General features: G+C 62.6%; 19 protein-coding genes. 6 read left to right on the top strand and 13 right to left on the bottom strand.

Annotated features, from left to right (window positions below; translation table 11 throughout):
- Positions 1 to 7: 7 nt before the first annotated feature.
- The 3 genes from ACIP02_RS12190 to fdhD all read right to left on the bottom strand — a co-directional run bounded on the left by ACIP02_RS12190 (position 8) and on the right by fdhD (position 3984).
- Positions 8 to 490, bottom strand: coding sequence for a glycine zipper domain-containing protein (locus ACIP02_RS12190; protein ID WP_400616715.1), 483 nt, complete (start codon positions 488 to 490; stop codon positions 8 to 10).
- Positions 491 to 802: 312 nt separating this feature from the next.
- Complete coding sequence (locus tag ACIP02_RS12195; protein WP_400616718.1) at positions 803 to 3148, bottom strand: FdhF/YdeP family oxidoreductase; 2346 nt, start codon at positions 3146 to 3148, stop codon at positions 803 to 805.
- Positions 3149 to 3153: 5 nt separating this feature from the next.
- Complete coding sequence (fdhD, locus tag ACIP02_RS12200) at positions 3154 to 3984, bottom strand: formate dehydrogenase accessory sulfurtransferase FdhD (protein WP_400616721.1); 831 nt, start codon at positions 3982 to 3984, stop codon at positions 3154 to 3156.
- A 181-nt stretch (positions 3985 to 4165) separates the two neighbouring features.
- Here fdhD and lysM point away from each other — a divergent pair, with 181 nt between their 5' ends.
- Positions 4166 to 4606 (top strand): peptidoglycan-binding protein LysM, encoded by a 441-nt coding sequence (gene lysM, locus ACIP02_RS12205; protein WP_400616724.1) that lies wholly within the window; start codon positions 4166 to 4168, stop codon positions 4604 to 4606.
- A 92-nt stretch (positions 4607 to 4698) separates the two neighbouring features.
- Here the strand turns inward: lysM and yrfG are convergent, their stop codons facing one another.
- Complete coding sequence (gene yrfG / locus ACIP02_RS12210) at positions 4699 to 5361, bottom strand: GMP/IMP nucleotidase (RefSeq protein WP_400616727.1); 663 nt, start codon at positions 5359 to 5361, stop codon at positions 4699 to 4701.
- Positions 5362 to 5425: 64 nt separating this feature from the next.
- On the opposite strand from yrfG, the gene nudE reads away from it, so the two are divergent.
- Complete coding sequence (nudE, locus tag ACIP02_RS12215; protein ID WP_400616730.1) at positions 5426 to 5992, top strand: ADP compounds hydrolase NudE; 567 nt, start codon at positions 5426 to 5428, stop codon at positions 5990 to 5992.
- Positions 5989 to 6807 carry a 3'(2'),5'-bisphosphate nucleotidase CysQ gene (cysQ, locus tag ACIP02_RS12220; protein WP_400616733.1) on the top strand — a complete coding sequence of 273 codons (819 nt, stop codon included), beginning with the start codon at positions 5989 to 5991 and terminating at the stop codon, positions 6805 to 6807. The genes nudE and cysQ overlap by 4 nt, the downstream gene beginning before the upstream one ends.
- Before the next feature lie 156 nt (positions 6808 to 6963).
- On the opposite strand, the gene ACIP02_RS12225 is transcribed toward cysQ, so the two are convergent.
- From ACIP02_RS12225 to rfbB, 7 genes are read right to left on the bottom strand one after another with little or no spacing between them, the layout of a single operon-like run.
- The gene (locus ACIP02_RS12225; RefSeq protein ID WP_400616736.1) at positions 6964 to 7419 is read right to left on the bottom strand and encodes a YiiD C-terminal domain-containing protein; all 456 of its coding nucleotides are present in this window, start codon (positions 7417 to 7419) and stop codon (positions 6964 to 6966) included.
- Positions 7419 to 8825: a sigma-54-dependent transcriptional regulator gene (locus ACIP02_RS12230; protein ID WP_400616739.1), complete on the bottom strand. Its 1407-nt coding sequence runs from the start codon at positions 8823 to 8825 to the stop codon at positions 7419 to 7421. The genes ACIP02_RS12225 and ACIP02_RS12230 overlap by 1 nt, the downstream gene beginning before the upstream one ends.
- Entirely contained in the window at positions 8822 to 10636 is a 1815-nt protein-coding gene (locus tag ACIP02_RS12235) for an ATP-binding protein (protein ID WP_400616742.1), read from the bottom strand. Before ACIP02_RS12235 ends, ACIP02_RS12230 begins: the two co-directional genes overlap by 4 nt.
- A 38-nt stretch (positions 10637 to 10674) precedes the next feature.
- Positions 10675 to 11535, bottom strand: a complete 861-nt coding sequence (gene rfbD / locus ACIP02_RS12240; protein WP_400616745.1) for a dTDP-4-dehydrorhamnose reductase — start codon at positions 11533 to 11535, stop codon at positions 10675 to 10677.
- The gene (gene rfbC, locus ACIP02_RS12245; protein WP_400616748.1) at positions 11532 to 12077 is read right to left on the bottom strand and encodes a dTDP-4-dehydrorhamnose 3,5-epimerase; all 546 of its coding nucleotides are present in this window, start codon (positions 12075 to 12077) and stop codon (positions 11532 to 11534) included. The genes rfbD and rfbC overlap by 4 nt, the downstream gene beginning before the upstream one ends.
- Positions 12074 to 12949 (bottom strand): glucose-1-phosphate thymidylyltransferase RfbA, encoded by an 876-nt coding sequence (gene rfbA, locus ACIP02_RS12250; RefSeq protein WP_400616751.1) that lies wholly within the window; start codon positions 12947 to 12949, stop codon positions 12074 to 12076. Before rfbA ends, rfbC begins: the two co-directional genes overlap by 4 nt.
- Positions 12946 to 14028, bottom strand: a complete 1083-nt coding sequence (gene rfbB / locus ACIP02_RS12255; protein ID WP_400616754.1) for a dTDP-glucose 4,6-dehydratase — start codon at positions 14026 to 14028, stop codon at positions 12946 to 12948. Before rfbB ends, rfbA begins: the two co-directional genes overlap by 4 nt.
- A 295-nt stretch (positions 14029 to 14323) precedes the next feature.
- Here rfbB and aguA point away from each other — a divergent pair, with 295 nt between their 5' ends.
- Together aguA and ACIP02_RS12265 are read left to right on the top strand one after the other, a co-directional pair.
- On the top strand, positions 14324 to 15430 hold the full coding sequence (gene aguA / locus ACIP02_RS12260) for an agmatine deiminase (RefSeq protein WP_400616757.1): 1107 nt from the start codon (positions 14324 to 14326) through the stop codon (positions 15428 to 15430).
- A 184-nt stretch (positions 15431 to 15614) separates the two neighbouring features.
- Positions 15615 to 15812, top strand: a complete 198-nt coding sequence (locus tag ACIP02_RS12265; protein ID WP_400616760.1) for a hypothetical protein — start codon at positions 15615 to 15617, stop codon at positions 15810 to 15812.
- 127 nt (positions 15813 to 15939) lie between these two features.
- Here the strand turns inward: ACIP02_RS12265 and ACIP02_RS12270 are convergent, their stop codons facing one another.
- On the bottom strand, positions 15940 to 18018 hold the full coding sequence (locus ACIP02_RS12270; RefSeq protein ID WP_400616763.1) for a TonB-dependent receptor: 2079 nt from the start codon (positions 18016 to 18018) through the stop codon (positions 15940 to 15942).
- 472 nt (positions 18019 to 18490) lie between these two features.
- Between ACIP02_RS12270 and ACIP02_RS12275 the strand changes: the two genes are divergently transcribed.
- Positions 18491 to 19810 carry an OprD family porin gene (locus ACIP02_RS12275; RefSeq protein WP_400616765.1) on the top strand — a complete coding sequence of 440 codons (1320 nt, stop codon included), beginning with the start codon at positions 18491 to 18493 and terminating at the stop codon, positions 19808 to 19810.
- Positions 19811 to 19937: 127 nt separating this feature from the next.
- Here the strand turns inward: ACIP02_RS12275 and ACIP02_RS12280 are convergent, their stop codons facing one another.
- Positions 19938 to 21602, bottom strand: coding sequence for an FMN-binding glutamate synthase family protein (locus tag ACIP02_RS12280; RefSeq protein WP_400616768.1), 1665 nt, complete (start codon positions 21600 to 21602; stop codon positions 19938 to 19940).
- Between the last annotated feature and the right edge of the window lie 43 nt (positions 21603 to 21645).

Here is a 21645-nt window from a genome sequence, read left to right on the forward strand (position 1 = left end):
TCAGGCGTTAGTCGCGCCAGTGGCGCTTGTGCTTGCGGTGGCCATAGTGGTGACCGCGGTCATAGTGGCGACGGTCGTCGTCGTAGCCGCGACGGTAACGACGGTCGTCATGGCGCTCGTCATCGTCGGCCTTGTTGCCCATGTAGTTACCCAGTGCGCCACCGGCACCGCCGCCAGCGGCTGCGCCAATGTAGCTACCTGTGGTGCCGCCGACCGAGCGACCGACCACGTTACCGCCCGCAGCGCCCAGCGCGCCGCCGATTGCGGCTTCCCCGCGCTGGCGCTTGTCGGCGCCCAGGGCACCGCCTGCCGCGCCGCCCAGGCCAGCACCAATGGCGCCGCCGGTGCTACCGCCGATGGAGTTGCCCACCACGGAGCCCAGTACCCCACCCAATGCGCCGCCAATGCCGGCCTCGGTGGTGCCGCCTGCCATGGCAACGCCGCTGAGCAAGCTGAAAGACAACAACAGAATCGAGGAGTACTTCTTCATCAAGAGAGCCTCATAGGGATGACGAGGCGAATTTGAGGCTAAGCGAGGTGGCTGGCAACGGAAATCCGACGAGTAACACGAGTTGTACACAATTCTCTAAGTTACTGTATTTACTGTGAAACTTTATCGAAATTCGACTGTCTGAGATCTTTATGACAAAGCCCTGAACCGTTGCGGAACAGGGCTTTTTTGCATTTTGCGCTGGGGCTGCCGGCCTCTTCGCGGCTAAAGCCGCTCCTACAGGTTCAGCGCTAGCTTCAGGCCTGTGGTGTACCTGTGAGCGGCTTAGCCGCGAAAAGGCCAACAAATGTCCTACAGGATGCGCCCGTCGTCCCGCGCCCGCTCCAGCTTGATGGCAATGAATTTGGATGTCGGTGTATGGCTGCCATCACCGATGCTCTCCAGCGGCACCAGCGGGTTCACTTCAGGGTAGTAAGCCGCGGCCTGGCCTGCCGGGATATCGAACGCCAGCAACGTGAAGCCGTGCACCCGGCGCACATGCTCATCCCCCCACAACGACACGATGTCGACCTTCTGCCCCGGTTGGAAACCCAGGCGGATGATGTCGGCTTCGTTGACGAACAGCACCTCGCGCTGGCCGCGCACGCCGCGGTAGCGGTCGTCCAGGCCGTAAATGGTGGTGTTGTACTGATCGTGCGAGCGCATCGACTGCATGATCAGGTCCGGCAACTGGCCGCTGGCACGCACGCGCTCGTCGAGCAACGTATCGGGCAACAGGTTGGCCTTGAAATTGGCGCGCCCGGTGCTGGTCTTCCATTCGCGGCTGGCCGCGCTGTTGCCCAGGTAGAAACCACCCGGGTGCTGCAGGCGCTGGTTGAAGCCGCTGAAACCGGCAATGGTGTCGCCGATCAGGTCGCGGATGCGGTCGTAGTCGGCCACCAGCCAGTGCCAATCCACCGGCGTCTTGCCCAATGTAGCGGCGGCAATACCGGCAATTACCGCAGGCTCCGAGCGCATTTGCGTCGACAGTGGCTGCAGTTGACCGTTGGAGGCGTGAACCATGCTGAACGAATCCTCGACCGTGACCGCCTGTGGGCCGTCGGCTTGCAGGTCGATGTCGGTGCGGCCCAGGCACGGCAGGATCAGTGCCTGCTTACCGTGGATCAGGTGGCTGCGGTTGAGCTTGGTGCTGATGTGCACGGTCAGCTCGCAGTTGCGCAGCGCCTTGGCCGTACGCTCGGTATCCGGCGTGGCCTGGGCGAAGTTGCCGCCCAGGCCGACGAATACTTTGGCCCGGCCATTGAGCATGGCGTGGATCGCCTCGACGGTGTTGTGGCCATTGTGCCGTGGCACGGGGAAACCGAAGCGTTTTTCCATGGCATCCAACAGCGCCACGGGCGGGCGTTCGTTGATGCCCATGGTGCGGTCACCCTGCACGTTGCTATGGCCGCGAACCGGGCACAGGCCTGCACCTGGCGCGCCGATGTTGCCGCGCAGCATCTGCAGGTTGACGATTTCCTGAATGGTCGGCACCGAATGGCGGTGCTGGGTGATGCCCATGGCCCAGCACATGATCACCCGCTTGCCACGGCAGTACATGCGCGCGGCCAGTTCGATGTCGGCCAGGGTCAGGCCGGACTGCGTCTGGATGTGCTCCCATGGCGTGGCATCCACCACCGCCAGGTATTCGTCGACGCCATGGCCATGTTCGGCAATGAAAGCGTGGTCGAAAATTGCCGGTTCGCCGTTGGCCTGGGCTTCACGCTCCCACTGCAGAACGAACTTGGCCATGCCACGCAGCATCGCCATGTCGCCGCCCAACGCCGGGCGGAAGAATGCAGTGTTGGTCGGCCGGTCGCTGTTGGTCAGCATCTCCAGCGGGTTCTGTGGGTGCTGGAAGCGTTCCAGGCCACGTTCCTTGAGCGGGTTGATGCATACCACCTGGGCGCCACGTTTTACCGCGTCGCGCAGCGGGTCGAGCATGCGTGGGTGGTTGGTGCCGGGGTTCTGGCCCCAGACAAAAATCGCGTCGGCATGCTCGAAATCGTCGAAGGTGACGGTGCCCTTGCCGACGCCGACGCTTTGCCCCAGGGCCACGCCGCTGGCTTCGTGACACATGTTTGAACAGTCGGGGAAATTGTTGGTGCCGTAGGCGCGCACGAACAGCTGGTACAGGTAGGCGGCTTCGTTGCTGGCCCGCCCCGAGGTGTAAAACTCGGCCTGGTCAGGGCTGGCCAGCTTGTTCAGTTCGCGGGCGATCAGGGCGAAGGCAGCGTCCCAGCTGATCGGCTGATAGCGGTCGTTGGCCGCATCGTAGGCCATCGGCTCGGTCAGGCGCCCCTGATACTCCAGCCAGTAGTCGCTTTGCTGCAGCAGCGCAGTGACGCTGTAGCGGGCGAAGAAGGCGGCGTCGACACGGCGTTTGGTCGCCTCCCAGTTCACGGCCTTGGCGCCGTTCTCGCAGAACTTGACCATGCCGCTTTCCGGCGAGTCGCCCCAGGCGCAGCCGGGGCAGTCGAAACCGCCGTTCTGGTTGGTTTTGAGCAGGGCGCGAATGTTTTTCAGCGCGTTGTCGCTGCCGACCCAGGCCTTGGCCACGCTGCGCAGCGCGCCCCAGCCACCGGCGGGGCCGTGGTAGGGCTTGTAGCGAGGGGTGGAGGTTGGGGCGTTTTCTGGAAGGTGCTGGTACGAGGTCACGGCTGTTACGACTCCGCCGCTGGGCTATAGACCCGCGGTGCGCTGTGCTTGGGCAAATGGATGAGGTTGAGGTTGTGCTTGCGCGCCCACTGCAGGGCGAGGCCGGTGGGGGCCGACAGGCTGACCAGGGTCTGGATGCCGGCACGCAGCACCTTCTGGATCAGTTCCAAACTGCAGCGGCTGGTGACGATGGCCAGGCCGCCCTGGCTGTCGATGCCTTGGCGCAGCAGGGCGCCGATCAGCTTGTCGAGGGCGTTGTGCCGGCCAATGTCTTCACGGCCCAGCAGCAGCTCGCCATGGCGGTCCATGAACAGTGCCGCATGCACCGCGCCGCAATGCTGGCCCAGCGGCTGGAAGGCATCGATGCGCTCGCGCAGGCCGACCAGCCACTGGGCCGGGGGGAGGGGCGCGCCGGGCAGCACGTTCAGCTCTGGCAAAGCCTGCTCCAGCGCTTCGACCCCACACAGGCCGCAGCCACTGGTACCGGCCAGCTGGCGACGCTGGTTTTTCAGGTTCCAGAACGCCCGGCTGGAAATTTCCAGGTCGGCGTACAACGCCGAGCCGCTGCCGGACAGCTTGAGGTCATAGATTTCCGTGGTGCCTTCAACAATACCGCTGCCGACGCTGAAGCCGACGGCGAAGTCTTCCAGGTCGGTGGGGCTGACCAGCATCACTGCCTGGTTGAGGCCGTTGTAGACAATGGCCAGCGCCACTTCTTCGGCCAGCGGCGTGCTGCTGCGTGTGCTGTCGCTGAGCTGGATGTAATCGTAGGTGTTGCTGGCGGCGGGCATGGACAAAGGCGATGAGGCCGCGCAGACCGGAGGTTTGCTGTTCATCGTGGCAGGCTGTTCATTCGGCGGCTTGGTAATAGCACAAGCCTAGGCGTGCCGGCAGGCGGCGTCTAATCGCTAGGCTCTATGCCTTGATAGAGCGCGTCGATTGGTCGCAGGGGGGGCAGGTAGGGAAATCCTGGCCTAGACTTCCGTCTTCGAGGTTTACGTCAACAAGGAGAACGCAATGAGCCTGTTCAGTTTCGTGAAAGAAGCCGGCGAGAAGTTGATCGACCTTCTGACTCCGGGCAATGCCAAAGCAGAGGAGCAGCTCAAAGAGCACGTTGCCAAGGTTGGCCTGGGCAACCCCAACATCAGCGCCACTGTAGAGGGTGACAAAATCATCCTCAAGGGCGAGGTGGCCAGCCAGGAGGAGAAGGAGAAGATCATTCTGGCAGCGGGCAATATCAATGGTGTGGCCAGCGTTGACGATCAGATCACTGTGACCGGGCCGGTGGTGACGGCGGCCCGGTTCGTCACGGTGAAGAAGGGTGACACGCTGTCGGCCATCTCCGTGGTGGTGTACGGCAATGCCAACCAGTACAACAAGATCTTCGAGGCCAACAAGCCGATGCTCTCGCACCCGGACAAGATTTACCCGGGGCAGGTGCTGCGTATTCCTGATTGATCGCTGCAGCCTGTACCGGCCTCTTCGCGGGTAAACCCGCTCCTACATAGGTAATGCGTTGTGTAGGAGCGGGTTTACCCGCGAAGAGGCCCTTACAGGCCAACCAATAACTCCCGGTAATCCTCGACCGCAGCAAACTCCTCGGTATCACGCGGCTGTGCCTGGCTATCCGGCTGGCGCACCGCCAGTAAATGCCCCACACCAAAACGTCGCGCACTGCGCAATATCGCCAGGGTGTCATCAATGAACAGGCTGCGCGCCGGCACAAAACCGATGTCTGCCTGCAAGGCATCCCAGAATTGTGGGCTTTCCTTTGGGTAGCCATAGTCATGCGAGCTGATCAGCCGCTCGAAATACGGCGCCAGCTCTACCCGCTCCAGCTTCAGCGACAGCGAATCCCGGTGGGCGTTGGTGATCATCACAACGCGCTTGCCGGCGTCGCGAATCGCTGCCAGGAAGGTGTCGGCATCCGGGCGTAAGGCGATCAGGTCGGCAATTTCCTGTTTCAGCTCGCGGATAGGCAGGCGCAGTTCGCGGCTCCAGAAGTCCAGGCAATACCAGTTCAGGGTGCCGGCATTGCGCTCGAACAGGGGTTGCAGCTCCATTTCCGCCATGGCCCGGCTCACCCCATGCAGCTCGGCATAGCGCTGGGGCAGGTGGTCCAGCCAGAAGCGGTTGTCGTAATGCAGGTCGAGCAGGGTGCCGTCCATGTCCAGCAGGACGGTATCGATGTCAGACCAAGGAAGAACAGGCATGGGAAACTCTCGTTCAGTCGGCAAGCCACGGTATAGTAACCCGTTCACGCCAAGGAGCCGCCCCATGCGCCAGAAACCCACCGTCCTCAGCCGCGAAATCGTCGCCAGCAGCCGCCTGTTTCGCGTCGAAGCCGTGCAATTGCGCTTCAGCAATGGCAACGAGCGTACCTACGAGCGGCTGGTGGGGCGTGGTAACGGCTATGGCGCGGTGATGATCGTGGCCATGCTCGACGCGGAACACGCCGTGCTGGTCGAGGAATACTGCGGCGGTACCGATGAATACGAGCTGTCATTGCCCAAGGGCCTGATCGAGCCGGGCGAAGACGTGCTGGCCGCTGCTGACCGCGAGCTGAAGGAAGAAGCCGGGTTTGGTGCGCGGCAACTGGAACACCTGACCGAACTTTCGCTGTCGCCGGGCTACATGAGCCAGAAGATCCAGGTGGTGCTGGCCAGCGACCTGTACGAAGAACAGTTGGAAGGCGATGAGCCGGAGCCGATGCGGGTCGACAAAGTCAACCTGCGCGAGCTGTCGGCGTTGGCCATGCACCCGCAATTCACCGAAGGTCGCGCCCTGGCAGCGCTGTACCTGGCGCGTGACCTGCTGGTTCAGCGGGGGCTGCTGGAACTATGAACGACCTGCAACTGATGCACGAAGTGGTCAAGTTGGCGCTGACCGCAGGCGAAGCGATCCTGCCGTTCTGGCGTGCCGATGTGGTGGTAACCAACAAGGCCGACGATTCGCCGGTAACCGCTGCCGACCTGGCGGCGCACCGGGTGATTGCCGATGGCCTGCTGGCGCTGGCGCCGCAGATTCCGGTGTTGTCCGAAGAGGATTGCAACATAGCCCTGGCCGAGCGCCAGGGCTGGAACCGCTGGTGGCTGGTCGACCCCCTGGACGGCACCAAGGAGTTCATTGCCGGGAGCGAAGAATTCACGGTCAACATTGCCTTGATCGAAAACGGCGAGGTGGTGTTTGGCGTGGTGTCGATGCCGACCAACGGGCGATGCTATTTCGGTGGCCGTGAATTCGGCGCGTGGCGGGCCGAGACGGGTGAGGCTGCTCAGCCGATTCAGGTGCGCAACGCGCCGGGGGCAGGTGAGCGCTTCACCGTGGTGGCCAGCCGTCGACATTCCAGCCCCGAGCAGGAGGCACTGTTGGCCGGGTTGGGGGCTGCGGTGGGTGAACTGGAGCTGGCCAATATTGGTAGCTCGCTGAAGTTCTGCCTGTTGGCCGAGGGCAGCGCCGATTGTTACCCACGCCTGGCGCCGACTTCGCAGTGGGACACTGCTGCGGCACAGGGTGTGGTTGAAGGGGCGGGTGGTGAGGTGATCGGGCTGGACGGGTTGCCGTTCTGCTATCCGCCGCGCGAGTCGTTGCTTAACCCGTATTTCCTGGCGTTGCCGGCAGAGGCGACATGGCGCCAGGCCTTCCTTGAGCTGATCTGACAGCTTTGCCCCGAACCTGTAGGAGCGGCCTTGTGTCGCGATCGGGCCGCAACGCGGCCCCAAGGTTTTAGCTCCGCCGCCGAATTTGCCGGGGCCGCTTTGCGGCCCGATCGCGACACAAGGCCGCTCCTACAGGGATCGCGACGGCCTTCGGAATCAGCGGTGCAGCACGTACTGGCCGCTGAAGGTGACCGCCGGCTCATCACTCCCGGCATTGCTCACCGTGGTCTCCAGCGTCAACCGCGCCCGCCCGCGCCGCTGGTACATGTTCAGGAACCTTTCCCAGGCCTTTTCGTCCGGCGCCGCACAGCGTGCTACCGCCGTACCGGTAACCGGCAGTGGATAACTGATCTGCCCTTCCTGAATGACGATATGCCCGTCATCGATCCCCAGGTCACGCAGGCGCAGGTGCAACCAGCCCCAGCCCACCAGCACCGCCGCGCAGTACAGGCTGCCGCCAAACATGGTGGACTTGTGGTTGACGTTGGCCGCCAGCGGCAATTGCAGGCGCAGGGTGTGCTGCTGCCAATCGATCACTTCCAGGCCCATTTCGCGGGTCAGGGGGATGTCGCTGTGCAGTACGGCCTGCAGGTATTGGCTTTCGGTGCTCATCAACGGTGGTCCTCTTGATCGTCATGCCCGCCGCTGCCGCCGTCGAAGCTCAAGCCGTGCTTGCGCAGCTTGTCGTGCAGGGTCTTGCGGGGGATGCCCAGCGCTTCGGCCAGGCTGCGCATGGAACTGTGTGGCTGGGCCAGTTCGGCGGCGATCAGCGAGCGTTCGAACTGCTCGACCTGTTCGCTCAGGTTGCCGCTCAGCATCGGCACCGCAGCAGCGGGTGCTGGCGGCGCCTGGCCGTCCAGGGCCAGCTCCAGGCCCAGGGCGAAACGCTCGGCAGCGTTCTGCAGCTCGCGTACGTTACCTGGCCAGTCGTGGCGCAGCAGCATGGCCCGCTGGGCCGGCTGCAGCACATGCGGTGACAGGCCGTGGCGCTGGCTGGCGGCGTCGGCAAAGTGCTGGAACAACACCAAAATGTCATCGCCACGCTCGCGCAGCGGCGGAATACGCAGCGGCGCCACGTTCAGGCGGTAATACAGGTCGGCGCGGAAGCGCCCTTGGTCGGCAGACTGGCGCAGGTCTTCCTTGGTTGCGGCAATGATGCGGATGTCGAGCGGGATCAACTGGTTGCCACCCAGGCGTTCGACCACCCGCTCCTGCAGCATGCGCAGCAGCTTCACCTGCACATCCAGGCTCATGCTCTCGATTTCGTCGAGGAACAGCGTGCCACCGTTGGCGAACTCGAACTTGCCGATGCGGCGCTTCTGCGCCCCCGTGAACGCGCCAGGCTCATGGCCGAACAACTCGCTTTCCACCACCGACTCGGCCAGCGCCCCGGCGTTGATCGCCACGAACGGCCCCTCGCGGCGGCTGGACAGGTCGTGCAGGGCACGGGCCACCACCTCTTTGCCGGCGCCGGTTTCACCCAGAATCAGCACATCGGCGCGGGTACCGGCCAAGGCGCCGATCTGCTCGCGCAAGCGCTGCATGGACGGTGACTGGCCGACCAGGCGCGTGGCCAGCTGCTGACGATCACTCAGGGCCAGGCGCAGGCTGCGGTTGTCCAGTACCAGGCGGCGCAGGGACAGGGCGCGGCGCACGCTGTCGAGCAGGGCGTCGGTGGCAAAGGGTTTTTCAAGAAAGTCATAAGCCCCGGCGCGCATCGCTTGCACGGCCAACGGGACATCGCCGTGGCCGGTGATCAGCAGCACCGGCAGCTCGCTGTCGCGGCCGTGCAGTTGCGCCAGCAGCTGCAGGCCATCGATGCCGGGCATGCGGATATCGCTGACCACCACGCCGGGCCAGTCGGCCTCGATCCGTTCGGCCAGGCCTTGGGCATCGGCGAGCGCGACCACTTTCAGCCCGGCCAGGTCCAGGGTCTGGCTCAGGGCCTGGCGCAGGTGCGGGTCGTCATCGACCAGGATGACCTGGGCGTGGCTGTCGATCTGTGTCTCGGTGGTCATGCCGAGGGGTCCTCCGAATTGGGCAAAGTAGCGCCAGGCGCGGCTACACGTAGCTGCAGGGTGAGCAGGGCGCCACCTTCCGGGTGGTTGGCCAGCAGCAACTCACCGCCCAGCGCGCGCATCAGGCTTTCGCAGATGGCCAACCCCAGGCCCAGGCCCTGGGTGCGGGTCTTGGTGGTGAAGAACGGCTCCTTGGCGTGCTCCAGGGCCTGGCGGCTGAAACCGGGGCCGTTGTCGCGGATGTACAGGTAGACGCACTCATCGCGCCGCTCGGCACTTAGCCACAGGCGGCGCGGGTTGGCTTTCTCGGTGAGGGCGTCGAGGGCATTGGCCAGCAGGTTGCCCAGCACCTGGCGCAGGCGGGTTTCGCCGGCTTGCACCCACAGGGTGGCTTCCGGCAGGTCGCGGATCAGCTCAACGGCCATTGCCCGGCGCCGCTTGGCCAGCAGCGCCAGGGCATCGTCCAGGGCAGGCTGCAGGGCCACGCTTTCCGGGGCATGGCGGTCGCGGCGGGCAAAGGCGCGCAGGTGGGCGATGATCGAGGCCATGCGCCCGGTCAGCTCGCCAATCAGCTTGAGGTTACCGCGGGCGTCTTCGGTGCGTTGGTGGTCGAGCAGTATCTCGGCGTTTTCCGCGTAGCTGCGAATGGCTGCCAGCGGCTGGTTGAGCTCGTGGCTGATACTCGCCGACATGGTGCCGAGTACCGACAGCTTGCCGGCCTGCACCAGTTCGTCCTGGGCGCGCACCGCCTCTTGCTGGGCGTTTTCACGTTCGAGTACGGCGCGCTTGAGGCGGGTATTGAGGCCTTCGAGGTCGGCGGTCCGTTCCGCCACGCGCTTTTCCAGCTCCTGGCGGCCGCGGGCTTCAAGGCCGATGCGATCGATGTAATGGCGGCGCCGCTGCATTACCAGCCCGGCCAGCAGCATGACGACCAGCAAGGTACCGGCGCCGATGGCCATCACCGTTTGCACCGAACGGTCGACCAGGGTGCGCGGGGCGAGGATGCTGACTTGCCAACCGGTTTCCTTGATGTCGCGGGTCTGGGTGATCCAGGCGTCCGGGTTGAGCACCAGCGGTTGCGGGGCTTGGGTCGGGTAGGGCTGGATGGCAATGATCGCCTGCCGCTCGGCCTCGCTCAGCACGCGGGTGGCACGGAAGCGCCAGTCGGGCCGTGAGGTGAGGATAACCACGCCATTGTGGTCGGTCAGCAACAGCTGCTCGGGGGTACGGCCCCACAGGGTTTCGGTGTGGTCGAGGTCGACTTTGACCACCAGCACGCCGACGACCCGCTCGCGGTCGCGTACAGCGGCGGCAAAAAAGTAGCCGCGCTTGGCCGAGGTGGTGCCTTGGCCGAAAAAGCGGCCCAGGTGGCCGGCCATGGCTTCGTTGAAGTAAGGGCGGAAGGCAAAATTGCGCCCGACGAAGCTGTCGTGCTTGTCCCAGTTGGAGGCCGCCAGGGTATTGCCGCTGACATCCATCAGGTACATCACCTCGGCACCGGTCTGCTGCACGATGCCTTTGAGCAGGCGGTTGGCGTTGGTCACCGCCTCCAGGCGGAACGGGTCAGCCAGCACGCCGCGCAATGCCGGCAGGTCGCCGAGGATCTGCGGCAAGGTTTCGTAGCGGTGCAGGGTGCCTAGCAGGTTGGCCACGTACAGGTCGAGGGTCTGGCGGTTCTGCGAGGCCAGTTCTTCCTGGTAATAGCGTTCGGCCAAATGATGCAGCGGCCACAGTAGCGGGGCCAGGCACAGGGCCAACAAGGCCAGGCTGCGCCAGCGGGGACGGCGTGGGGGCGTGGGTTTTGCAATCATCACGTAAGTGCGCCAGAAAAGTCTGACGCAATTATGCGCTACTTGAGGCAATCACTCAGCGCTTGCTGCCAGTGCGGCAGGCTGATTTGCCACTCATGGGCCAGGCGCGAGCAGTCCAGCCTCGAGTTGAGCGGCCTGCGGGCAGGCGTGGGGTACTCGCTGGACGGGATAGGAAGCAGCTCGGCGCAGGGCTGGCCCCGGGCCTTCAAATGTTCGCCGATCGCCTGGGCGAAGCCGAACCAGGAAGTCGCGCCTTGCGCCGTCAGGTGATACGTACCCCATGCCCCCGCCTCACCGGACTGCCAGCGCTCGATCAGCGTGCGGGTGCTGGTGGCGAGGGTTGTGGCCCAGGTCGGGGCACCTATCTGGTCGTCGACTACGCGCAACTGGGGCTTTTCCTGCAGCAGGCGCTGCATGGTCAGCAGAAAGTTACGCCCGTATTGCGAGTAAACCCAGCTGGTACGCAGGATTAGGTGTTTTCCGGCAACGGCGGCAATTGCCCGCTCCCCGGCCAGCTTGCTTTGGCCGTAGACGCTCAAAGGGTTGGGCACATCGTTTTCGGTATAGGGCGTGGGCTTGTCGCCATCGAAGACATAGTCGGTAGAAAAGTGAATCAACGGCGCGTCGAGCCTTGCCGCTTCTTCGGCGAGCACGCGAGGGCCATCGGCATTGATGGCAAAGGCCCGCTCCGGCTCTTGCTCTGCCTGGTCCACGGCCGTATAGGCGGCCGCGTTGATGATCAGCTCGGGTGCGAGCTGCCGCAGTGTTGTACGCAACCTTTCGGGTGCCGCCAGGTCCAGTTGCTGATGACCCAGCACATGCAACTCGCCCAAGCCTGCCAAGTGCTTCTGCAAGGCCTGCGCGACCTGGCCGTTGTGGCCGCAGACGAGAATCTTCATGGCAGCGCTTGAGCCTTGCTGAACGGTACGCCGAGTTTGTCTTTTTCGGACAGCAGCGGTGGCGCATCCAGCTGCCAGTCGATCGCCAGTTCAGGGTCATCCCAGCGGATACAGCGGTCTGCACTCGGGTTGTAGTAATCGGTGGTCTTGTATAAGAACTCGGCCGACTCGCTCATGACGGCAAAGCCATGGGCGAACCCGGGTGGAATCCACAGCTGGCGGCGGTTGTCGGCCGACAGGTCTACCGCTACCCATTGGCCGAAGGTGGGCGAGCGCTTGCGCACATCCACGGCGATGTCGCGGATCTCGCCCTGTACCACGCGCACCAGCTTGCCTTGGGTGTTTTCCACCTGGTAGTGCAGGCCACGCAGCACGCCTTTGACCGAGCGTGAGTGGTTGTCCTGGACAAAGTGCGCGTCAACGCCGGTGTGCTGCTTGAAGTCACGGGCATTGAACGCTTCGAAAAAAAAGCCGCGGCTGTCGCCGAAAACCTTGGGCTCTATGATCAGTACGTCGGGGATCTTGGTCGGGATGATGTTCATGTCGTTTCGTTGGCCAGTTTGCCCAGGTACTGGCCGTAGCCGGTCTTTTTCAGTTTCTCGGCCTTGGCCAATAGCTGGTCGCGGGTGATCCAGCCCTTGTTGAAGGCAATTTCCTCCAGGCACGCCACTTTCAGGCCCTGGCGGTTTTCGATGGTTTGCACGTACTGCGAGGCATCAAGCAGGCTTTCATGGGTGCCGGTATCAAGCCAGGCGAAGCCGCGCCCGAAACGTTCCACGCGCAGGTCGCCACGCTTGAGGTAGGCATTGGTCACGTCGGTGATTTCAAGCTCGCCACGGGCTGAGGGGTGGATGCCCTTGGCAATCTCGACCACATCGTTGTCGTAGAAGTATAGGCCGGTCACCGCGTAGCTGGACTTGGGTTGCAGGGGCTTTTCTTCGATTGAAAGGGCGTGGCCCTGTTCGTCGAACTCGACCACGCCGAAGCGTTCCGGGTCCTTGACCCAATACCCGAATACCGTTGCCCCGCTGGCATGGCTGACCGCCCGTTGCAATTGTTCGGTGAAGCTCTGACCGTGGAAGATGTTGTCGCCGAGGATCAGGCACACCGAGTCGTCGCCGATGAATTGCTCACCAATCAGGAATGCCTGGGCCAGCCCGTCTGGTGAAGGTTGCTCGGCGTAGCTGATGTGGACGCCGAACTGGCTGCCATCGCCGAACAGCTGTCGGTACTGGGGCAGGTCCTGCGGGGTGGAAATCAGCAGGATTTCACGGATATCGGCGAGCATCAGTACAGACAGCGGGTAGTAGATCATCGGCTTGTCGTAGATCGGCAGCAACTGTTTGGACACACCGAGGGTGATAGGGTGCAGACGGGTGCCGGAGCCTCCGGCAAGGACGATGCCCTTGGTCATGCAATAAGCTCCTTGAGGTTGTTGTTGCCCAGTCGTTCACCTTGATAACTGCCATCCTGGACGTGGCGGCACCACTCCAGGTTGGCCAGGTACCACTGCACCGTCTTGCGCAGGCCGCTGGCGAAGGTTTCCTGCGGTACCCAGCCCAGTTCACGCTCGATCTTGCCGGCGTCGATGGCATAGCGCAGATCATGGCCAGGGCGGTCCTGCACGTAGGTAATCAGGTCTGCGTAGCGGGCCACGCCGGCCGGCCGTTGCGGTGCCAGCTCTTCAAGCAAGGCGCAGATCGCATGCACCACATCGAGGTTCTTCTGTTCGTTGTGGCCGCCGATATTGTAGGTCTCGCCGACCTGGCCTCGGGTGGCCACTTCCAGTAACGCCCGGGCGTGGTCCTCGACGAACAGCCAGTCACGCACCTGCTGGCCGTTGCCGTAAACCGGTAGCGGTTTGCCTGCCAAGGCATTGAGGATCACCAGCGGGATCAGCTTTTCGGGGAAGTGATAGGGGCCATAGTTGTTCGAGCAATTGGTGACCAGCACCGGCAGGCCATAGGTGCGATGCCAGGCGCGGACCAGATGGTCCGAAGCCGCCTTGCTGGCCGAATAGGGCGAGCTGGGCGCATAGGGCGTAGTCTCGCGGAACAAGTCGTCGGCGCCATGCAGGTCGCCATACACCTCGTCAGTGGAAATATGGTGAAAGCGAAACGCGGTACGCCTGGCGTCCGGGAGCTGGCTCCACCAGGCGCGTGTCGCCTCCAGCAGGGCATAGGTACCGACGATGTTGGTCTGGATAAAGGCTGCCGGGCCGTCGATCGACCGGTCCACATGCGATTCGGCCGCCAGGTGCATGATCGCATCGGGTTGAAAGCGTTCAAGCACCGCACTGACGGTGTCCGTATCGGCAATGTCGGTCTGGACGAATTCATAGCGGCTGTTGCTGGCAACACTGTGCAGTGACTCGAGGTTACCGGCGTAGGTCAGCTTGTCGAGGTTGAGCACCTCATGCCCGGTGTGGGCGATCAGGTGACGTACCAGGGCCGAGCCAATGAAGCCAGCGCCGCCTGTGATGAGTATGCGCATTATCGGGACGCCTCTGAAAATTCCATGTGCAGGTCTCTGCAGCCTAGCCTGTCGTTACGAGCGTAGGCAAAAATCATCGCAGTGCTGCTGAGTCAGGTCATTATTCGATTGATATCGGCTTTATGTTGCGTATTTACATCTATTAAAAATGTTTAAGCTTGTTTATATCGATATATATCGGTTATAAGTTGGCTGAATGGGGTATCGTACCCTCCAGAACTGTCATACCGGATTGTTATCCAACTGATCAACGCCCCTGGCAGACGCCGGCTCGGGGCCATCACAGAGGTCTCCCATGAAAACCCTCAATTCCACGCCCCGTGCCGATGGTTTCCACATGCCCGCCGAGTGGGCCCCGCAAACCCAGGTGTGGATGGTCTGGCCGGAGCGCTCGGACAACTGGCGCCTGGGCGGCAAGCCGGCGCAGGCTGCTCATGTAACCCTGGCCAAGGCCATTGCCCGCTTTGAGCCGGTTACCGTTGCGGTTTCTGCTGGCCAATACGAGAACGCTCGGCGCCAGCTCGACCAGCCGAATATTCGCGTGGTCGAAATCAGCAACGACGACGCCTGGGTGCGTGACACCGGCCCGACCTTCGTCATCAACGACCAGGGTGAAGTGCGCGGTGTGGACTGGGGCTTTAATGCCTGGGGCGGCTTCGATGGCGGCCTGTACGCGCCGTGGAACCGCGACGAGGAACTGGCTGCCAAGGTGCTGGAAATGGAGCGCTGCCAGCGCTACCACACCGAAGGTTTCGTGCTCGAAGGCGGCTCGATCCACGTGGACGGTGAAGGCACGGTGATCACCACCGAGGAATGCCTGCTCAACCGTAACCGTAACCCGCACCTGAACCGCGAGCAGATCGAAGCGGTGCTGCGTGACCAGTTGGCGGTCGATACCGTGGTGTGGTTGCCGGACGGCCTGTACAACGACGAAACCGACGGCCACGTCGACAACTTCTGCTGTTACGTGCGCCCTGGCGAAGTGTTACTGGCCTGGACCGATGATTCCAACGACCCCAACTATGCACGCTGCCACGCGGCCATGGAGGTGTTGAAGAACACCCGCGACGCCAAGGGTCGTGAATTCATCGTGCACAAGATGCCGATCCCGGGGCCGCTGTTTGCCACTGCCGAAGAGTGCGACGGTGTCGACCAGGTGGCCGGCAGCCAGGAGCGCGACCCATCGGTGCGTTTGGCAGGCTCCTACGTGAACTTCCTGATCGTCAACGGCGGCATCATCGCGCCAAGCTTCGACGACCCGGCAGATGCCGAAGCCAGAGCGATCCTGGCGAAGATCTTCCCCGACCACGAGGTAGTGATGATCCCAGGGCGCGAACTGTTGCTGGGTGGTGGCAACATCCACTGCCTGACCCAGCAGCAGCCGGCGCCGGTCAAGCGCTGATCGCGTCACGAATGAAAAGGCCCGTCTTGTGACGGGCTTTTTTTTCGGCCGACGTCCGGCGGCCCGGTATGGCATATGTTTTGTATTGTTTTTCAAATAGATAGCTCGGCCAGGCCGGGCTCTCTTATCTGTAACACTACTTACGTAGATTTAGCTGCTCACGGGCCAGGGAGTACGTGTAGAAATGAACGCAGCAAGTGAGTCGGCTTTGCGCCCATCGGCAGTAGATCACCCATCGCTCAGGCTTGTGGCGACGTGGTTGAAACAGCATGGAAGCATCAGGGTCAGGACGACCGACCCACGACGTCTGCTTGCCGGACGCTACCCCCAAGGGCTGATCAGCGAAGCAGAAATGCAGGCGCTGATGGCGGTGTGGCACTGATTGATTGAGCCTGTACCGGCCTCTTCGCGGCTGAAGCCGCTCCTACAGGGACACCACTATCTCGAGCACTGTGGTGTCCCTGTAGGAGCGGCTTTAGCCGCGAAGAGGCCGGCACAGGCAACAAATATCAGAAGCTGTAACTACCCGTCACCACCAGGCTACGCGGGTCGCCTACCTGGATCTGCGCCGCACTGGTCGCCGAGCTGTAGTAGGTTTTGTCGGCAATGTTGCTCAACGCCGCCCGCACATCCCAGTCATGGGTGCGGTACCCCGCCAGCGCATCCCAACGGCCATACCCCGGCAACACCGTTGTGTTCTGGTTGTCCGCATAACGCTCACCCACCAGGGTCAGGCCGGTTTCGGCATACCAGCCCAGCTCCGGCTTCCAGGTCACGAACAGACTGGCGTTGCGCTTGGCCACGTCATTGATGCGGTTGCCTTCCTGGCCGTTGTTGTCCTTGACGATGGTGGCGTCCTGCAGGCCGATGCCGCCGCGCACATACCAGTTGCCGACGATATTGCCGGTAGCCGTTAGCTCGATGCCGCGTGAGCGCTGCAAGCCACTCAGCAGTATGTTTTCCGGGATTATCGGGTCGCGGGTACGGCGGTTGTACAACTCCAGCTCGTAGATGGCCAGGGTGGTGGTCAGGCGCTGGTCGAGCCAGTCGCTTTTCACGCCGATTTCCTTCTGCCGGGTTTCTTCCGGCTTGGTTTCGTTGGCGTTGCCCGTTGCCCCAGGGGTGATGCCGATCAGGCCGCCGCCCACCGGCGAGAACGTCTTGCTCCACGAGGCGTAGAACGAATGGTCGCGCCACGGTGTGTAGATCACGCCCAGGCGCGGGCTGGTGCTATTGCTGTCCTGTTTCTCGGACAGGTTGCGCAGGTTGTTTGTGCTTTCCACTTCGAACTGGTCGAAGCGCACGCCGGCAAGGATCTGCCACTGATCGTTCAGACGGATCTGGTCTTGCAGGTAAAGGCCACGGCTGTCGACCACGGTGTGGCTGTCACTGAACAATGCCGGTATGCCAGGGTGTTGCTGGTCGCGACCGGGTTTACCCAGGCCTGACAGCCGCTGCTCTGGCGCGCGGTACAACACCGGGTCACGCTTCTGGTTGCCGAACTCCAGGCCCAGTAACAGCTTGTGCTCCAGGCCCAAGGTATCGAAGTCGCCCTCGGCCTCCAGGTTGTTGAACAGGTTGCGGGTGTTCAGGTCCTGCTGCCAGCGCTGGCGGGTCAGGATATTGGTGTCGGCGTTGTAGCCTACGACATAGGTGTTGTCGAACTCGCTGTCGAGCTTGAACAGGCCCAGGGTATGGCGCAGCTGCCAGGTTTCGTTCAGCTGGTAGTTCAGGCGCGAGCGCAGCGACTGGGCGCGGTCGTCAATGTAGTCGCGCTGGTCGCCATAGGTGGTGCTGCGGCTGACGTCGGCCGGGCGGCCGTTGACCCCGGGGATGCCGCGGTCCGGGGTGCGGTTGTAGCGGCTGTATTCGTATTGCACCAGCCAGTTCAGGTCGGGGTTGATCTGCCAACTGACCGATGGGGCGAACAACTGGCGGCTGCCGTCGATGCCGTCGCGGAAGCTGTTGTTGTCCTGGTTGCCCATGTTCAGGCGCAGGCTGACCGTGTCGCTAGGGTCGGCGCTGAGGTCGGCATACAGGCTGCGCAGGTCTTCGCTGCCGGCCTGTGCCTCGATGCTCGAGCGGCGGCCATGCTCCGGTGCCTTGCTCACCCGGTTGACGAGACCGCCCTGGCTGCCGCGGCCATACAGCACCGCAGCCGGGCCCTTCAGCACCTCGACCCGCTCGATGTTGTGCAGGTCACGGATGTACTGGCTGTCGTCGCGAATGCCGTCCAGGTAGAAGTCGTTGCTGGCCTCGAAGCCGCGAATGCGCACGCTGTCGAAGCGGGTATCGGCGCCGCTGCTGACGTTGGGAATGCCCTCCAGCGCCTTGCCCAGGGTGTTGTTGCCGTAGTCCAGCACATTGACAGTCTTCACCGTGTCGATGGCCTGGGGTACATACCGCAAAGGCGTCGAGGTGCGGGTGGCTGTGCTCACTTCCTTGACCTGCGGGTTGTCCTTTTCGCGCTCGCTGTCGGCGGTTACCGATAGCTCAGGCAAGGTGGTGGTGGCGGCACTGGCCAGGGTGGCGCTGAACAGCAGCGACAGGCCAAGCGTCAGGGGTGAAAGGCGGCAGGGTACAAGCATGGAAACATCCGGACCGGGAAGACAGAAAAGAGGTGCGAATGGTAATGCTTGTTATTTGCTCTTGCTTGGCTATTTGTAAAGGGTTGTCTTTACATATGTATCCCTTTGTAACGGCCACCGGCGCAGACGGGTGCGCACAGGAAAATTGTCCGTTCGATCAAAAGGCTATTTCTTACACAAGATAAATTGCCCGCTGATAGCGCAAACCTACATGGAAATGCACCAGACACGCCGGTGATTTTGGTTATATCAACCTGCATTTCACGAGTTTTTGACATTTGTAATCGCACACGGCTAGGATTCGGCCAACGCCTGCTGGCCAATACCTTTGGCCATGCTGCTGCCAGAGGCCGCCGTGCAGTTACCGGCAGGCCTTCAAGTCTGGATCCGCATAGCGTCGAACCTACGAAGGGGCGTTGGTTCCTGGCGTCATATTGCAGAGCGTTTTTGATTAAGAAATAAGGAAAACAACATGTTGAAAACCAGGATCAGCCTGGTCGCCTTGGCGATGATCGCCGCGACCCAGGCACAGGCCAATGACCAGGCCGAAAGCAAGGGCTTCATCGAGGACAGCCACGCCAACGTCCTTCTGCGCAACGCCTACATCAACCGTGACAAGAAGCACGGCACCGACGACCAGATCGAATGGGGCCAGGCTGTCATCGGCAACTTCTCCTCTGGCTTCACCCAGGGCACTGTCGGCGTCGGTGTCGACGCGTTCGGCCTGTACGCCCTGCGCCTTGATGGCGGCAAGGGCCACAACGGTGGCGCGGGTGTCGACTTCTTCAAGCCGCACGAAACCACCAATGCCGACGGCAACGCCAGCTCGCCGCACAACCTGGCCCGTGGCGGCGCCGCCGTGAAGTTCCGCATCTCCAACACCGTGCTCAAGTACGGTGACCAGATGCCAGCACTGCCAGTGCTGCAGTACGACGACGCGCGTCTGCTGCCAGAAAGCTTCACCGGTACCCTGATCACCTCGAAGGAGATCCAGGGCTTGGAACTGAACGCCGGCCGCTTCACCCAGGAAGCGCGCAAGAGCGCCGAGCGCCGTGACGGCGGTGGCCTGAAGTCGATCAACGTACTTGGTGGTAGCTACAAGTTCACTGACAACTTCAGCGGTTCGTTGTACACCGCAGACAACGAAGACGTGATGCGCAAGCACTACCTGGGCTTGAACTACGTCTTCCCGATTGCCAGCGACCAGTCCCTGACCCTGGACTTCAACGGCTACAAGTCGGACATCAACAACAAGTACGTCAAGGCTGCAGGCCTGAACGGCGACTCCAACACCATCTGGAGCCTGGCGGCTACCTATGCGTACGGTGCGCACTCGTTCACCCTCGCTCACCAGCGCAGCACTGGCAGCACCGGCTACAACTACGGCTGGTACCAGAACCAGGGTGGCGTGGGTGACGGTGGTTCGACCATCTACCTGGCCAACTCGTACTGGTCCGACTTCAACGCCGAAGACGAGCGCTCCTGGCAGCTGGGCTACGGCCTGGACTTCGGTGCCTACGGCATCCCTGGCCTGACCTACAAGCTGGCCTATGTGGTGGGTGACAACATCAACACCCGCAACAATGCCAACCCGCAGGGCTTCGGCGAAGGTAAAGAGCGCGAGATCTTCAACCAGGTACGTTACGTGGTGCAGGACGGCCCGGCCAAGGACCTGTCGATCAAGCTGCGTAGCTCGTTCGTGCGTACCAACAACGCCGTGCAGCAGAACGGTTACAACGACGACGGCAACGAAGTCCGCGTATTCGTCGAGTACCCGATCAGCATCTTCTGATTCTGATCTGATGGCCTAAGGGGGCTGCTTTGCAGCCCATCGCGACGCAAGGCCGCTCCTACAAGAGAATGAAATCCCCTGTAGGAGCGGCCTTGTGTCGCGATGGGCCGCAACGCGGCCCCTGCCTTTACGCCGGTTCCACTGCCCTACGGCGCACCTCTGCCACCTTCACCTCTCCCTCGCCTGTCTCCGGGGCAAAGCTGTTACTACGCGCCATCCGCCACATCCGCGCATAAAACTCGCTTTCAATCGAGCCACTGAGCAATTCGCCCGGCTTGAGGAACGTGTGCAAGTCCGAAAACAAGCCGATCTCGCTGGGGCTGATACGCCGTGCCAGGTGCTTGGGCTTGAGCTCGGACGGGTGCTCCAGGCCTGCAGCGGCCAGCATTTCGGCCAACGCGTGCAACGTATTGCGATGGAAGCTGGCAACCCGTTCAGCCTTGTCTGGCACTACCAGCGCCCGCTGGCGCAATGGGTCTTGCGTGGCCACGCCGGTCGGGCACTTGTTGGTGTGGCAGCTCTGCGACTGAATGCAGCCAATGGCGAACATGAAGCCGCGCGCCGAGTTGACCCAGTCCGCGCCGATGGCCAGCACGCTGGCAATGTCGAAGGCACTGACAATCTTGCCCGCCGCGCCAATGCGGATACTCGAGCGCAGGTTCAGGCCGACCAGGGTGCTGTGGACGAACATCAGGCCTTCGCGCATCGGTACGCCCATGTTGTCGCTGAACTCTCGCGGCGCTGCGCCGGTGCCGCCTTCCTTGCCGTCGACCACGATGAAGTCCGGGGTGATGCCGGTGGCCAGCATGGCCTTGGCTATGCCCATGAACTCCCACGGGTGGCCCAGGCAGAACTTGAAGCCCACCGGCTTGCCGCCTGACAGCTCGCGCAGGCTGGCAACGAACTGCAGTAATTCGACCGGTGTGCGGAAGGCACTGTGCGCAGCCGGTGAGATGCAGTCCTCACCCACACGCACGCCACGGGTCTGGGCAATTTCGGGGCTGACCTTATGCCCCGGCAGAATGCCGCCGTGGCCCGGCTTGGCACCCTGACTGAGCTTGATCTCGATCATCCTCACCTGCGGCGAGCGCGCCTGTTCGGCAAAGCGCTGCGGGTCGAAGCGGCCGTCCTCGGTGCGGCAGCCGAAGTAGCCACTGCCGATTTCCCAGATCAGGTCGCCGCCGTGTTCGCGGTGGTAAGGGCTGATGCTGCCTTCACCGGTGTCATGGGCAAAGCGGCCCATGCGGGCGCCGCGGTTGAGGGCGGCGATGGCGTTGGCGCTGAGGGCGCCGAAACTCATGGCTGAGATGTTGAAGATCGAAGCCGAGTAGGGCTGGCGGCATTGCGGCCCGCCAATGGCGATACGGAACGAGGCAGGGTCTGGCGTGGCCACCGGCAGCATGGAATGGCTGATGAACTCGAAGCCGGGCTTGTAGGCGTCGTTGAGCGTGCCGAAGGCTTTCTCGGCGCTTTCGTTTTTGGCGCGGGCGTAGACCAGCGAGCGTTGCGAGCGAGAGAACGGCAGCTTGTCGTCGTCGCCTTCGATCAGGTACTGACGGATTTCCGGGCGGATGGTTTCGATCAGGTAGCGGATGTTGCCCAGGATCGGATAGTTGCGCCGCACGGCATGGTGGCTTTGGCGCAGGTCATTAAGGCCAACCAGGCTGAGCAATGCAGTGATCAGCGTTAGCGGCCACAGCCAGGCATGCTGGGGCAGCAGCGGCAGGCTGGCGAAGGTGAATACGAGGCAGGTAACGAGGCAGGCATAGCGGCTGGGTAGAGAGTGTTTCATGGGTCCATCGCAGGCAGGATGACCGGGCATAGGATAGGCAAAG

It is taken from the genome of Pseudomonas sp. NPDC089408, assembly GCF_044749445.1.
Taxonomy (GTDB): Bacteria; Pseudomonadota; Gammaproteobacteria; order Pseudomonadales; family Pseudomonadaceae; genus Aquipseudomonas.